The organism is Streptomyces flaveus (assembly GCF_014647675.1).
Classification (GTDB): Bacteria; Actinomycetota; Actinomycetes; order Streptomycetales; family Streptomycetaceae; genus Streptomyces; species Streptomyces flaveus.
Genome location: NZ_BMPQ01000002.1, coordinates 443,144 through 456,823, shown reverse-complemented (window position 1 = coordinate 456,823; position 13,680 = coordinate 443,144). Strand labels below are relative to the sequence as shown.

General features: G+C 70.0%; 14 protein-coding genes and 1 pseudogene. 7 read left to right on the top strand and 8 right to left on the bottom strand.

Features of this window, described 5'->3' with window-relative positions; all coding sequences use genetic code 11:
• Positions 1-82 precede the first annotated feature (82 nt).
• The 3 genes and pseudogenes from IEZ21_RS05305 to IEZ21_RS05295 all read left to right on the top strand — a co-directional run bounded on the left by IEZ21_RS05305 (position 83) and on the right by IEZ21_RS05295 (position 2,247).
• Positions 83-1,027: an SGNH/GDSL hydrolase family protein gene (locus tag IEZ21_RS05305; protein ID WP_189320692.1), complete on the top strand. Its 945-nt coding sequence runs from the start codon at positions 83-85 to the stop codon at positions 1,025-1,027.
• A 145-nt stretch (positions 1,028-1,172) separates the two neighbouring features.
• Positions 1,173-1,358: pseudogene (locus IEZ21_RS05300) on the top strand (response regulator transcription factor); the annotation flags it as partial.
• 106 nt (positions 1,359-1,464) lie between these two features.
• Positions 1,465-2,247 carry a polysaccharide lyase family 7 protein gene (locus IEZ21_RS05295; protein ID WP_189320691.1) on the top strand — a complete coding sequence of 261 codons (783 nt, stop codon included), beginning with the start codon at positions 1,465-1,467 and terminating at the stop codon, positions 2,245-2,247.
• A gap of 52 nt (positions 2,248-2,299) precedes the next feature.
• Here the strand turns inward: IEZ21_RS05295 and IEZ21_RS05290 are convergent, their stop codons facing one another.
• Complete coding sequence (locus IEZ21_RS05290) at positions 2,300-2,713, bottom strand: arsenate reductase ArsC (protein WP_189320690.1); 414 nt, start codon at positions 2,711-2,713, stop codon at positions 2,300-2,302.
• A gap of 92 nt (positions 2,714-2,805) precedes the next feature.
• Here IEZ21_RS05290 and IEZ21_RS05285 point away from each other — a divergent pair, with 92 nt between their 5' ends.
• Both IEZ21_RS05285 and IEZ21_RS05280 read left to right on the top strand, forming a co-directional pair.
• Positions 2,806-3,114 carry an ArsR/SmtB family transcription factor gene (locus IEZ21_RS05285; RefSeq protein WP_189320689.1) on the top strand — a complete coding sequence of 103 codons (309 nt, stop codon included), beginning with the start codon at positions 2,806-2,808 and terminating at the stop codon, positions 3,112-3,114.
• Between the two features lie 35 nt (positions 3,115-3,149).
• Positions 3,150-3,896 carry an aquaporin gene (locus IEZ21_RS05280; RefSeq protein WP_189320929.1) on the top strand — a complete coding sequence of 249 codons (747 nt, stop codon included), beginning with the start codon at positions 3,150-3,152 and terminating at the stop codon, positions 3,894-3,896.
• Positions 3,897-3,919: 23 nt separating this feature from the next.
• On the opposite strand, the gene IEZ21_RS05275 is transcribed toward IEZ21_RS05280, so the two are convergent.
• Entirely contained in the window at positions 3,920-4,297 is a 378-nt protein-coding gene (locus IEZ21_RS05275; protein ID WP_189320688.1) for an ArsR/SmtB family transcription factor, read from the bottom strand.
• A gap of 120 nt (positions 4,298-4,417) precedes the next feature.
• On the opposite strand from IEZ21_RS05275, the gene IEZ21_RS05270 reads away from it, so the two are divergent.
• Positions 4,418-5,800: an NAD(P)-binding domain-containing protein gene (locus IEZ21_RS05270; protein WP_189320687.1), complete on the top strand. Its 1,383-nt coding sequence runs from the start codon at positions 4,418-4,420 to the stop codon at positions 5,798-5,800.
• A 28-nt stretch (positions 5,801-5,828) separates the two neighbouring features.
• The gene (locus IEZ21_RS05265) at positions 5,829-6,251 is read left to right on the top strand and encodes an ArsI/CadI family heavy metal resistance metalloenzyme (RefSeq protein WP_189320686.1); all 423 of its coding nucleotides are present in this window, start codon (positions 5,829-5,831) and stop codon (positions 6,249-6,251) included.
• On the opposite strand, the gene IEZ21_RS05260 is transcribed toward IEZ21_RS05265, so the two are convergent.
• From IEZ21_RS05260 to IEZ21_RS05235, 6 genes are all read right to left on the bottom strand, one after another.
• The gene (locus IEZ21_RS05260) at positions 6,181-7,152 is read right to left on the bottom strand and encodes an AraC family transcriptional regulator (protein ID WP_189320928.1); all 972 of its coding nucleotides are present in this window, start codon (positions 7,150-7,152) and stop codon (positions 6,181-6,183) included. The two genes, IEZ21_RS05265 and IEZ21_RS05260, sit on opposite strands and share 71 nt — an antisense overlap.
• 100 nt (positions 7,153-7,252) lie before the next feature.
• Positions 7,253-7,858, bottom strand: a complete 606-nt coding sequence (locus tag IEZ21_RS05255) for a hypothetical protein (protein ID WP_246567284.1) — start codon at positions 7,856-7,858, stop codon at positions 7,253-7,255.
• 190 nt (positions 7,859-8,048) lie between these two features.
• Positions 8,049-9,056 carry a LacI family DNA-binding transcriptional regulator gene (locus IEZ21_RS05250; protein WP_189320684.1) on the bottom strand — a complete coding sequence of 336 codons (1,008 nt, stop codon included), beginning with the start codon at positions 9,054-9,056 and terminating at the stop codon, positions 8,049-8,051.
• A gap of 11 nt (positions 9,057-9,067) precedes the next feature.
• Positions 9,068-9,424: a hypothetical protein gene (locus IEZ21_RS47385; RefSeq protein ID WP_246567282.1), complete on the bottom strand. Its 357-nt coding sequence runs from the start codon at positions 9,422-9,424 to the stop codon at positions 9,068-9,070.
• A 7-nt stretch (positions 9,425-9,431) separates the two neighbouring features.
• Complete coding sequence (locus IEZ21_RS05240) at positions 9,432-11,870, bottom strand: alpha-L-arabinofuranosidase family protein (protein ID WP_189320683.1); 2,439 nt, start codon at positions 11,868-11,870, stop codon at positions 9,432-9,434.
• Positions 11,871-11,899: 29 nt separating this feature from the next.
• The gene (locus IEZ21_RS05235) at positions 11,900-13,417 is read right to left on the bottom strand and encodes an alpha-N-arabinofuranosidase (RefSeq protein WP_189320682.1); all 1,518 of its coding nucleotides are present in this window, start codon (positions 13,415-13,417) and stop codon (positions 11,900-11,902) included.
• Between the last annotated feature and the right edge of the window lie 263 nt (positions 13,418-13,680).

The following is a 13,680-nucleotide window of genomic DNA, read 5'->3' as shown; positions in this document are numbered from 1 at the left end:
ACGACGGCAGGGGCCCCGCACGGGGAGTCTGAGGCGCTGTCCGAGGCCGGATGCACCGGCCGGCATGGGGAGGCAACCTCAGATGCGAACCCGTACCCAACTCACCCTGGCGGCAGCCATCTCGTGCGCCGGGCTCCTCGCCGCCGTCGGTATCGGCCGAGGCGGCGACGACGGCGCCCCGTCGTCCGCCCTCGCGCCCCCGAAAGGGCCGTACGTCGCGCTAGGCGACTCCTACACGGCCGGCCCGAAGATCCCCGGCCAGCACGCGAAGCCCGCGGGCTGCGACCGCTCGGACCGGAACTATCCGGCACTGGTCGCCGCCGAACTCGGCCTGGCGGCGGCCGAGTTCCGTGACATGAGCTGCAGCGGGGCAACCATGGCCGACCTGTTCGCGCCGCAGTCCACGGACCACGGAACCAACCCGGCGCAGCTGTCGGCCCTCTCCGCCTCGACCCGGCTCGTCACTCTCGGCATCGGCGGCAACGACATCGGCTTCAGCTCGCTGATCAAGAGCTGCGTCACGTCCGGCGTCCTGTATCAGCTGGAGAACCGGATAGGGGACGCCGCGGCGAACGAAGCCCCGTGCCGGGAGCGGCACAGCTCCGCCGGCAGCGACGAGGCCGAGGTGAAGATCAAGGCGGCGGGCGGGCGGCTGTCCGACGTGCTGGGCGACATCAAGCGCCGGGCGCCCGAGGCCCGTACGTACGTCGTCGGATATCCCGCGATCCTGCCCGACAAGGGCGCCGACTGTGAGCGGGCGATGGGGCTGGCGCCGGGCGATGTGGGCTTCCTGCGGCAGAAGGAGCAGCAGCTCAACGCCATGCTGCGGGATGCGGCGGAGGCCGCCGGGGCCGTGTACGTCGACACCTACGCGCCCTCCGCCGGCCACGACGCCTGTACGGAGGCCGGGACGCGCTGGGTCGAGCCGTTGATGCCGTCGGCTCCGGCGGCGCCCGTACACCCCAACGAGCGCGGTGAGCGCGGGATGGCGGGGGCCGTGCTCCGCGCGGCCGGGGTCTCGGACTGACTGACGCGGGGCCGTCGTACCGCCCGGCACAGGCGCAGGAGGACGACGGTCGGACACGTACTGCGGATTCAGTAGCGGCGGTCGCAGTAGCCGCACGACGACGAGCCCTCGCCCTCATGTGGTGACCGTCCTGGCCTTCGTCGGATTGACCGCCTTGCAGGCCAAGGGACCGTCCAACGACGAGATCGCGGAGAAACTCGTCCTGAGCGTGCTGACCGTCCGCTCCCACATCCAGCGCGCCCTGACCAAACTCGGCGCCCGCGACCGCGCCCAACTCGTCGTCATCGCCTACCAGACCGGGCTCGTACGACCTGAATCGTCCAGGTTCTGACGCCAGTTGGCGTCTGAAGGTCAGGGGGCTCGGGGACCGGTCCCGAGCGCGACGGCTTAGGGTGCCCGTCGGCCCGAACCGACCACCCCGACCGTGAGGAACCCCCATGCCCAGCACCCGGACCCTCGTACTGGCGGGCATCACCGCGACAGTCTCGACCGCGGCGCTCACGCTGTCCGCGCAGGCCGCCACCCCGCCCTCGTACCAGCCGGTGGCAGCCCAGTGCGCGTACCCGGCGGAGGTCCTCGACCTGACGAACTGGAAGCTGACCCTGCCCACCGGCGAGGACGAGGACCCCACCGAGATCACTCAGCCCGAGCTGGCGACCTTCTCCGCCGATCCCTGGTTCCGGGTCGACGACACCTGTGACGCGGTCCGGTTCCGGGCCGCCGTCAACGGTGTGACGACCGGAGGCTCCAGCTATCCGCGCGCCGAGCTGCGGGAGATGACCGATAACGGCGCGGACGAGGCCGAGTGGTCCACCACGGAAGGCAAGCACACGCTCACGGTCACCGAGGCGTTCATGGCACTGCCCAAGGAGAAGCCCCAGGTGGTCGGCGCGCAGGTGCACGGAGGGGACGACGACGTCACGGTCTTCCGTCTCGACGGCAAGAAGCTCTACATCACCGACGGCGACGACAGCCGCCACCACCTCGTCACCGAGAACTACGAACTGGGCACCGAGTTCGAGGCCAAGTTCGTGGCGCAGGACGGGGAGATCGACGTGTACTACAACGGCGAGCTGGAGACCACGATCGAGCACGACGGCGACACCAACTACTTCAAGGTAGGCGCCTACACCCAGGCCAACTGCGACAACTCCGACCCGTGCGCCAAGGGGAACTACGGAGAGGTCCGCATCTCCGCCATCGAGGTCACCCACTCCTGATCGGCGGACGCGGCGGTTGGCCGGTCTTGGCCGCCGCTCAGGCCGTCTTCGCTCAGGCCGTCTTCTCCGGGGCGATCTCCTCGATCAGACCCTCGACCAGCTTCTTGATCTCGTCACGGATGGGCCGTACGGCCTCCACGCCCTGGCCCGCCGGGTCCTCGAGCTCCCAGTCCAGGTACCGCTTGCCGGGGAAGACGGGGCAGGTGTCGCCGCAGCCCATGGTGATGCAGACGTCCGACTCCTTGACCGCGTCGACGGTGAGCATCTTGGGGACCTCGGCGGAGATGTCGATGCCGACCTCGCGCATGGCCTCGACGGCGGCCGGATTGACGCCCGCGCCAGGGTTGGAACCGGCGGAGCGGACCTCGACAAGGTCCCCGGCCAGGTGGGTCAGCCATGCGGCGGCCATCTGGGAACGGCCGGCGTTGTGGACACAGACGAAGAGCACGGAGGGCTTGTCGGACATCAGCGGATCTCTCTTGTCTCACGTCGACATCAGGCGCGCAGGGCAGCAGCACCCGGTGGTATCAGCCACCACTGATGTGACAGTATCAGCCCATGATGACGTCAGTAGACGCTGACCTGATCCGGGTGCTGGCCGACCCGCTCAGGCTCCGGATTGTGACCCTGCTCGCCAAAGAGATGCTGTGCACCACCCACCTCGTGGAGGAGACCGGTGCCCGCCAGACCAACCTCTCCAACCACATGAGAGTGCTGCGCGAGGCCGGAGTCGTCGAGACGGAGCCCTGTGGCCGGTTCACCTACTACCGGCTCAAGCCCGACGTCGTCGCCCTGCTCGCCGGTCAGTTCGCCGACCTGGCCGAGTCCGCGCGCACCGCCGCCGAGAACAAGAGGGCCTGCCCGTGACCCCCGCCGAAGCCGCCCCGATCTCGGAGGCCGCGATGCCCGCTGCCGAACCCGAACCCGGCACCGTCGCGCCCGCACCGGGTGCCACCCCGCCGCGCAACCCCTTGGTCTCCCGGGCCTCCGCCGAACTCGTAGGCACGGCGCTGCTGGTGGCGGTCGTGGTCGGCTCCGGCATCCAGGCCACCGACCTGACCGAGGACGTCGGCCTGCAACTGCTGGCCAACTCCACAGCCACCGTCTTCGGCCTCGGCATCCTGATCCTCCTGCTCGGCCCGGTCTCCGGCGCCCACTTCAACCCGGTGGTCACGCTGGCCGAGTGGTGGACGGCCAGGCGCGGCGGCGCCGGTGTCACGCTGCGCGAGGCGGCTGTGTACGTACCCGCGCAGATCGTCGGCGCGATCGCGGGCGCGATCCTGGCGGACGCGATGTTCGGCGAGCCGCTGGTGAAGTGGTCCACGCACGACCGCTCGGCGGGTCATCTGCTGCTCGGCGAGGTCGTCGCCACGGCGGGTCTGATCCTGCTGATCTTCGGCCTGGCCCGCGCCGACCAGCTGCGGTACGCACCCGTGGCCGTCGCCTCCTACATCGGCGCGGCCTACTGGTTCACCTCGTCGACGTCCTTCGCCAACCCCGCGGTGACGATCGGCCGCGCCTTCACCGACACCTTCGCGGGCATCGCGCCCGGCTCGGTCGCGGGGTTCATCGGCATGCAGGTCGTCGGTGGCGTGGTCGGACTGGCACTGGTGGCCCTGATCTTCATGCCCGGACGATCGGCCGACTGAGGTCCGGGAAGTCTGGGCGGAGGTCAGGCCGCGGGGGCGGCCGCGGTCAGCATCTGCCCCATCGCGGCCATCACCGACGGCTCCACCCGGTAGTACACCCAGGTGCCACGGCGCTCGGAGGAGAGCAGTCCGGCCTCCTTGAGCTTCTTCAGGTGGTGGGACACGGTCGGCTGGGAGACGCCGACGTCGGAGATGTCGCATACGCATGCCTCGCCGCCCTCGTGCGAGGCGACCAGGGAGAACAGGCGCAGGCGGACCGGGTCGCCGAGCGCCTTGAACATCGCGGCGGTCCGCTCTGCCTCCTCGGCCGTCAGCGGCCGCTCGGTGAGCGGCGGGCAGCATGGCGCGACACCCTCGGGGACCTCGGGTTCCAGCAGCGGCAGCGCCTTGATGTTCGACATACGTCTATGTTGACACACGTCGAACTCTTATTTAGATAAATGTCTATGTTGACGCTTGTCGAAGTAGGTGTCATGCTGAAGACCTAAGAGATCGATAGATGTCGAAATAAGGGGAATCCCGTGGCCGCGTCCACCAACAGCGCGCTCAGCACCGACCAACTGCCCGTCGTGGTCATCGGCGCCGGACCCATCGGCCTGGCCGCCGCCGCCCACCTCGTCGAGCGCGGTATCGAACCCCTCGTCCTGGAAACCGGCCCCGCCGCGGGCAGTGCCGTACGGGAGTGGTCGCATGTACGGCTGTTCTCCACCTGGGGCGAGGTCGTCGACCCGGCGGCCGAGAAGCTGCTCGCCCCGACCGGCTGGGTCCGCCCCGACGCCTCGGCCTACCCGACCGGCGGCGACTGGGCCGAGCGCTACCTCCAGCCCCTTGCCGACACCCTTGGCGACAAGGTCCGTTACGGCGCCACGGTGACCGGCGTCGCCCGGTCCGGCCGGGACCGGATCGTCGACACGGGCCGCGACGGGCAGCCGTACACGGTGCACGTCCGGTTCACCGACGGCGCCGAGCAGCGGCTCACCGCCCGCGCCGTCATCGACGCCTCCGGCACCTGGTCCACCCCGAGCCCCGTCGGCGCGAACGGCCTGCCCGCCCTCGGCGAGAAGACGGCCGCCGAGCACATCTCGTACCGAGTCCCGGACCTCAACGACCCATCCGTACGCGCCCGTTATGCGGGCAGGCGCACGGCCGTCGTCGGTTCCGGTGCCTCCGCCTTCACCGCCCTCGCCCTCCTCGCCGACCTGGCCGGGGAGGAGGAGGGGACGCACGCGGTGTGGATCCTGCGACGGGGCATCAGCGCGAGCACGTACGGCGGCGGCGAGGCCGACGAACTCCCCGCTCGCGGCGCCCTCGGCCTGCGCGCCAAGGCGGCGGTCGAGGCCGGCCACGCGAGCGCGGCCACGGGATTCCGTACGCAGGCCGTGGAGCGGGCGGACGACCGGCTCGTCCTCGTCGCCGAGGACGGCCGCCGTCTCGACCCGGTCGACGAGGTGATCGTCCTGACCGGCTTCCGCCCGGACCTCTCCTTCCTCTCCGAGGTCCGCCTCGGCCTCGACGAGCGCCTCCAGGCCCCGACCGCGCTCGCCCCGCTGATCGACCCGAACGTCCACTCCTGCGGCACGGTCTACCCGCACGGCGTGCGCGAGCTCTCCCACCCGGACCAGGGCGTCTACCTGGTCGGGATGAAGTCGTACGGCCGTGCCCCCACGTTCCTCGCGATGACCGGCTTCGAGCAGGTCCGCTCCATCGCGGCGTCCATCGCCGGCGACCAGGAGGCCGCCGAGCGCGTCGAACTCACCCTCCCCGAGACCGGAGTGTGCGGCGGCGCGGGCCTCTTCGACGAGCCGGAGAACGCCGAGCAGTCCGGTGGCGGCTGCTGCGCGCCGGCTCCCACCACCCTCCAGATCGGCATCGGCGCCCCGGCCACTGCCTCCGGCGGCTGCTGAAATCCCTTACCACTCAAGGAGGTTCGCCATGTCCCGCGTACAACTCGCCCTCCGTGTCCCCGATCTCGCCGAGTCCGTCGCCTTCTATACGCGGCTCTTCGGCACCGAGCCCGCCAAACTCCGCGACGGTTACGCCAACTTCGCCATCGCCGAGCCCCCGCTCAAGCTCGTCCTGATCGAAGGCACCGCGGGCGAGGCGACCCGCATGGACCACCTCGGCGTCGAGGTCGACAGCACCGAGGCGGTCCACGCCGCCACCGCCCGCCTGAGCGAGGCGGGCCTGGTCACCGACGAGGAGAACGACACCACCTGTTGCTACGCCCTCCAGGACAAGGTCTGGGTCCACGGCCCCGGCCAGGAACCCTGGGAGGTGTACGTCGTCAAGGCCGACGCCGAGCTGGGCGCCAGGCCCCCGTCCCTGCCTCATGCGTCCGGTACTCGCTCGGACTGACGCCGTGTTCCCTCTTGAACGCGGCGCTCAGGGCGAAAGCGCCCGCGAAGCCGACGCGGTCGGCCACCACGGCGAGGGTGGCGTCGGGTTCGCGCAGCAGGTCCGCGGCGAGGGCGAGGCGCCGTTCCCGTAGATAGGTCATCGGCGGCTGTCCGACCAGGGCGGCGAAGCGCCGGGCCAGGTTCGCCCGGGACGCGCCGGTCCGTGCCGCCAGCGCCGGCAGTGTCCACGGGTGGGCGGGGTCGGCGTGCAGCAGACGCAGGGCGGGGCCGACGACGGGGTCGCTGTGGGCCCGGTACCAGGTGGGGACCTGGGCGCCTGGGCGGGTGAACCAGGCGCGAAGGGCCGTGATGAGCATCAGGTCCAGGGCCCGGTCGAGCAGGATCTGCTGCCCCGGTTCCTCGCGGGTGATCTCTTCGAAGGCCGTCGGGCTGACCGGGCAGTTGCCCACGTCCGCCTCGATGACGGCCAGCGGGGGCAGGGCGGCGAGCAGTCGGCCCGGTGTGCCGCCGTCCACGGTGTACAGGCCGTTCACCAGCAGCGTGCTGTCCGGCCCCGCCGTGTCCCCGGCCCGTACGCCCGGAGTCCGCGCGCTGATCAGTTCCTCGCCCTGCAGCGTCGTACAACGGCCTCCGGCACGGATCACCACATCCGGCTCGGTCGCCGGATCGTCCGCGATCACATACGGCGCGCCCCCGGACAGCACCGCGACATCACCGGGACCGAGCCGCACCGGGTCACCGTCCTGAGGCATGACCCAGACCGAGCCGCGCAGGAGCACCGCGAGAGCCAGCGGTGAGCCGTCCTCGAAGCGTGCTGCCCAGGAGCCGGAGGGGGAGGACTGGTTGAAGACCGCGCCGCTGGTCCGTACGCCGTTCAGCAGGTCCGTCAGCGGATCCACGCTGGTCAGCCCTGAGGGGTCCATGCCGGTGAGGTTAGCCGAACGGATGGAGCCGAACGGACTGCGCCAAGGCCGCGGCCCGGCAGGGCGTCTGGAACACCTAAGTCAGCGGTTCAATGCCGCTCGCGTCCAGCACGTCGCCCTTGGCCGGGGCGCGTACATCGACTGGCTTGTCGAAGTCGCTGAACGTGGTGGTGGTCCGGTAGTCGGTGCCCTTGTAGGCGACCTTGAGGAGGTACGGCTTGCCCTCGGTGGCGACGTAGAACGTGTAGGCGCCCTCCTTGACCGCCTTGTCGGTCACCACCAACGGAATCGCCCGCCTGCCGTCGACCTCGGTCGGGTCGCCCTTCGTCGCCTTGCCGAAGGAGCCGAACTCCCGGGTGCAGTGGGAGAGTCCGGACTCCTCCGATTCAAAGGCTGTCTGCTTGGCCGGGCTCTTGACCCAGCGCTTCTGTTCCCCCTTGGCGGTCCCATCCTTGCCCGCCATCTTCAGGTAGGCGCGGTTCGGGCGGACGTAGTCCACGTCGCCGATCCGGATCTGTTCGAGGCGGGCGCTGTTGGTCCAGGTCTGGCTGAAACTGCACGTGCCCTTGAGGTCGGTCGTCAGACGGGTGGAGAAGCCTTCGCCGGTGGCCACGGTGGTGGTCTTACCGTCCACGGTCACCGACTTGAGCGCGTTCATCGTGTCGTTCGCGTCGTCAAGCATCTGCTTGGCGGAGGGCTCGTCTCCGGAAGAGCCATCGGCCGAGCAGCCGGCCACGGCAGCGCCCACCACTAAGCAGCCCAGTACGGCCGCCACGGCAGCCGATTTCGTTCGCACAAGATCCCCCCGGCTCACACAAGATCCCCACAGGTCATGGGCGGATCATGGTACCGGAGCTGATCACGCCCCTGGTTCAGCCGCCCGTCGACCCCCGGATCACCACAGAGAAGTGGCTCACGAACTCCTCGCGGTCCGTCCCGGGCTGCGTCTGCTCGATCCGTCCGGCCAGCAGGTCGACCGCCCGTCGCGCCATCGTGTCGTGGTCCGGATCGATGGTGGACAGCGAGGGGATGAGGAACTCGCTCTCCTCGACGTTGTCGAAGCCGATCACCTTCACCTGCTCCGGCACCTGTACCCCGGCGTCGGCCAGGCCGCGCAGCACGCCCATGGCCACGGTGTCGGTCACGCAGAACACGCCGTCGAAGTCGAGCCCGCCGTGCACCATCTCCCGGGCGCATCGCGCACCCGCGCGCATGGTGAGCGTCTCCATGCTCTGCACGAGGCCGGGGTCCAGGGGCAGGCCGGCGCTCCGCAGTGCCTTCTGGTAGCCCGTGAAGCGGAGGCTGGACACGTCGACTTCCTCTCCCACCGGTCCGCGCACCATCGCGATACGGCGGCAGCCCCGCTCGATCAGGTGCTCGGTGGCCGCCTGTGCCCCGTCGACGTTGGGCATGGCCACGTGGTCGACGGGACCGCCGAAGATCCGCTCGCCCAGGATGACCACCGGGTGGTCCACCTTGAGCAGTTCGACGTCGGCCGGTCCCATACCCACCGTGCTGAGGATGAGCCCGTCGTAGAGCCGGTTGCGCGACAGGGACAGCGCGTCCAGCTCGTTCTCCCTGGAGGCGCCGGTCTGCTCGATGCACACCCGCAGGCTGTGCCGCTCGGCAGCGGCGATGATGGCGGCGGCCAGCTGCGCGTAGTAGGGGCTGTTCACCTCGGGCACGGCGAGACCGACGGTGCCGGTGCGGCCCTTGCGCAGATTGCGGGCGGCGACGTTGACGCGGTAGTCGAGCCGGGCCATGGCGTCGAGGACCTTCTCCCGCGTGGCCTTACGCACATTGGGATGGTCGTTGATGACGTTCGAGACGGTCATCGCCGAGACTCCGGCCGCCTTGGCCACGTCCTGGATCGTCGCCACGTTCGCCTCGCTCAGGTGCTGGTGTCGGACGGGCTGAGGCGGTAGAGCGCCGCGCCGTGGGCGGGGAGTTCGGCCCGCAGGGACTGGCCGTCGTGCGGGGTGTCGGTGGGTGTCCACAGTTCCCGGACGCGGTCGTCGAGGACCAGCGGGGCGTCCGCGTTGTAGCCGTGGGCGCGGGCCGTGGGCTCGTACCACTGGATGTCCACGACCACGGTGTCCCAGCCGTACGCGAGCATGTGGTCCCGCATGAACGTCGCGTTGGCGAGGACCTCTTCCTCGGTGACGGTGGTGCCGTAGCAGTCCCAGCTGTTCCAGCCCATCGGCGGACGCAGGCGTCGTTCGGGGATCGGTCGCGCGGGTCGGGTCATGGGTGAACTATTCCTGATCTTCTTCTGTACGAGTACCCGGACGGCTGCGGAGAACGGTGAAGGAGTACGGCGGGATGTCGCAGACCGGCCCGGTCAGCCGGTCCTCGGCGGGGGAGGCCGGGGCGGGCCCGAACCGGCTGGTCGCGTGGGGAGGAGCGGCGAGAGACGTCCGTACGAGACCGGTGCCGACGTCCGCGCCGGCCAGCCGGAGCCGCACGGCGACGGGCTCGGACGTCGAGTTGGCGATCTTGACGATCACGTCACCGGCCGAGCTGTCGCGGACGGCCGAGACGGCGAAGACCTCCGGGGCTGCCGGGTCGTCCTCCAGATCGTGGACCAGCTCGCCGTCGCGGAAGCAGCGGATGCGCCGGCCGTCCACCTCGACCCGCAGCTCGTACCAGCGGCCGGTCTCGACGGGGCCGGCCACGGCGTCGTTGAGGTCGTGCACCACACCGTCGTCCACCCGCTGGAGCCGCATGCCGCGATTGAGCCAGCCGCCGACCGACCACTGGTACCGGTTGCCGGGCGACGCCTCGGCGAAGCCGATGGTGAAGCCCTCGCCGCCGCCGTTCTTCCTGGCCCGCACGGAGAAGGCGTACGACGGGCCGGCCGCTGCCTCCGCGAGCACCAGCCTGGAGTCGTCCGCTCCGTACGCCGTCTGCTGGATGAGGCCGTCGCCCTCCGGCTCCCAAGTGCCGGACTCGGCAGCCCAGTTGGCGAAATCCGGGGCCGGTTCCGCCTCCGCGCCCAGGGGGCCGATACGCGCATCGGTGAACTCGGCGCGGGTGTCGTGACCCGTACCGACGTGGACACCGTGCCGGTCGGTCTCCGGGACGGGGCGAGCGCGGGGCGCTCCGACGACGGTGACGGGCAGGGCGGTGTCGCCCGAGTTCACCGAATGCATGTGCTGGACGTGGTAGTTGAGGGTGGGCCAGACGTTCGTGTTGTCGAAGTAGACCAGGTCGGGCAGCCACTGGGTGTGGCCGCGCTTGGCGAGCAGCGGCGCGTAGGAGGCCAGCCGGACGACATCGCCGTTGCGCTCCATGCCGATCATGTAGGCCGCCTCGGCGACGGCGCTGCCCATGTCGTTGTCCCGGGCCGCGTACTCGCCGATGTACAGGTGCGGGCCCTCGCGGTCCATCCCGTCGAAGCGCCGGGTGTTCTCCAGGAACCAGCGCGGTGATTTGTACGAGTGCTCGTCCACGACCGGGACGCTCCGCTCGCGGGCGAACGCCCAGCCCTTCTCCCAGTCCTCGCCGGTGGGGGAGGGGCCGACGGTGCCGACGACGATGATCTCGGGGTGGTGCTCACGCAGTGCGTCGTGGATACGGGAGAAGCGGTCGCGGAAGGTGTCGGTGATGGTGTCCTCGTTGCCGACCCCCAGGTACTCGAGGCCGAACGGCTCGGGGTGCCCGGCTGCCGCGCGCAGGGAACCCCAGGGGGAGTCGGCGGGGCCGTTGGCCCACTCCACCAGGGCCAGCACCTCGGCGACGTAGGCGGGCATCTCCTCCTCGGGGATGCCGACCTGGCCGGTCGGCTCGGTGTTCTGGCAGCAGACGCCGGCCGGTACGACGGGCAGGGGCTTGGCGCCGATGTCCTCGCAGAACTGGAAGTACTCGTAGTAGCCCAGGCCCATCGACTGGTGGTAACCCCACAGATTGCGCTGCTGCCGGCGCTCGTGCAGCGGCCCGATGGTCTCGGGCCAGCGGTACATGTTGCCGAGCCCCACTCCGTGCGCGAGGCAACCACCCGGGAAACGTACGAACTTGGGCTTCAGGTCCGCGATCACCTGCGCCAGGTCGGCGCGCAGGCCGCCGGGCCGGTCGTGGAAAGTGGCCTGCGGAAAGAGCGAGACCAGATCGAGGTGGACGGTGCCGACCCCACCCGCCACCACGGTGAACCTCGCGTCCGGGTCCGTCGCCTCACAGGTGATCACCGCCGAGTGCCGCTCCCAGGACCCGTGCACCGGACCCAGCTCCGCCCGGCCGTACACCCGGCTGCCGTCCCGGCTCTCGATCTGCGCCACCAGACGATCCGCGGTGCCGTCGGCCAGGCGGGCGAAGAGGCTGACGTCGTAGCGTTCGCCCTCCCTTACGGCGACCCCGTCGAAGCCCTCGTTGCGCAGCGCCGCCCCGCGTCCGTCCGCACCGGCAGTGGTGGTACGCAGCACCGCGTGGTGCGGGTTGGCCGGATGCAGCGGCGCTTCGACGGACACCGTCACCGACCCTGCGGCGCCGTCCCGCTCCAGCAGCTCCCAGGCGGTCAGGGCGTGCCATTCCGGCCGGTGGTCGGGGGAGTACTCGAAGGACCGGTTCTGCACCAGCTCGGCGTAAAGACCGCCGTCCGCCGCGTGGTTGAGGTCCTCGAAGAACACCCCGAACAGATCGGGCGAGATGGCGGTGCCGGGTGCCGCCGCGTCCACCTCTACGACCGTCTCGGTTTCCATCGCTCTCACAACTCCTGGGTCAGCGGCCGTCAGGCCAGCGGGGCCTGAACGGTGAGGAACGAGTGGGGCGGCAGCGTCAGGATCAGGCCCTGCTCGGTGACCTTCAACTCGTCGAAGGAGCGCGGGCTGACCGTTCCCGGTGCCTCCGCGCTGTTGTGGTCCTGGAGCCGGTCGGCCGTCAGGAGACGGGCGGTCGCCTCACCGATGGAGCGGCCGCGCAGGTCGAGCGTCACCTCGGCGGGCTCCTCGGCGTCGAGGTTGGACAGCGAGATGAGTACCGTTCCGTCCTTGACGCTGGCGGAGGCGGAGAGGGTGTCCAGCTCGGCGTCCCCCACGGTGCGACGGGCGCCCTCCGTGCGCAGGTGCACGGCGAGCGAGGCGGCGTCCTGGTGCCCCTTGTTCATCTCGAACACGTGGTAGGTCGGGGTCAGGACCAGCGCGTCACCGTCGGTGAGGACCATCGCTTGCAGGACGTTGACGGTCTGGGCGATGTTCGCCATGTACAGGCGCTCGGCGTGCTTGTGGAAGATGTCGAAGTGCGTGCCGGCCACGAGTGCGTCGCGCAGGGAGTTCTGCTGGAACAGGAAGCCCGGGTTGGTGCCCGGCTCGACGTCCCACCAGGTGCCCCACTCGTCCAGGACCAGACCGACCTTCCGGCCGGGGTCGTAGATGTCCATGACGGTGGAATGGCCGGTGAGAATGCGGTCGATCTCCCGGGCGGAGACCATCGTCCGGTAGTAGTCGTCCGTGTCGAAATCGGTGGCGCTGCCCTTCGCCTCCCAGGGACCGGCCATCGTGTAGTGGTGGACGGAGATGCCCTGGTAGAAGGTGCGCGGGGTGGCCTCGCAGCCGAAGCAGTTGATCTGCTCCATCAGCGTCCGGGTCCACTTGTAGTCGTCGTCGGACGCGCCCGAGGCGATGCGGTACAGCTTGTTGTCGCCGTGGTCGCGGCAGTACGTGGCGTACTGGCGGACCAGGTCGGCGGAGTACTCGGCGCGCATGTTGCCGCCGCAGCCCCACGTCTCGTTGCCGATGCCCCAGAACTTCACACTCCAGGGCTCCTCGCGGCCGTTGGCCTTGCGCAGCCGCACCATGGGGCTGTCGCCGTCGCGGGTCAGGTACTCGACCCACTCGCTCATCTCCTGGACCGTGCCGCTGCCCACGTTGCCGCTGATGTAGGGCTCGGTGCCGAGCAGTTCGCACAGGGCCATGAACTCGTGGGTGCCGAAGTGGTTGTTCTCCTCGACGTTGCCCCAGTGGGTGTTGACCATGCGGGGGCGCTGATCGCGGGGGCCGATGCCGTCCTTCCAGTGGTACTCGTCGGCGAAACAGCCCCCGGGCCAGCGCAGGTTGGGGATGTCCAGGGCGCGTAGGGCCTCGACGACGTCGAGGCGGATGCCGCCCTCGTTGGGGATCGTCGAGTCCTCCCCGACCCAGAAGCCGCCGTAGATGCAACGGCCGAGGTGCTCGGCGAAGTGGCCGTAGAGGTGACGGCTGATCTTCGAGCCCTCGAGGTCGAGGTTGATGATCGCGGTGGCGTTGGCCACGGAGGTACTCCAGGGGTGGGTGGCTCGGCAGGTTTGTATCGATAAAAACCGCCTTCTCGTGAAGGTGTCAAGAGGCGTGCGGGAACTGTTTGGTCGTCAGGATGCCGCGGTGCCATGAGGTCGGGCGGTGCGGCGTGTGGGCGTTGCGGGCCGGTTTGCCGGACCCCTTGACACCTTCAGACGCCGCCACCTAATGTCCGCCGAAGTTTTACGCAACCGGTTTTCCGAGACGGGCATCGGCGGCATAACGGCCACAGCCGGAG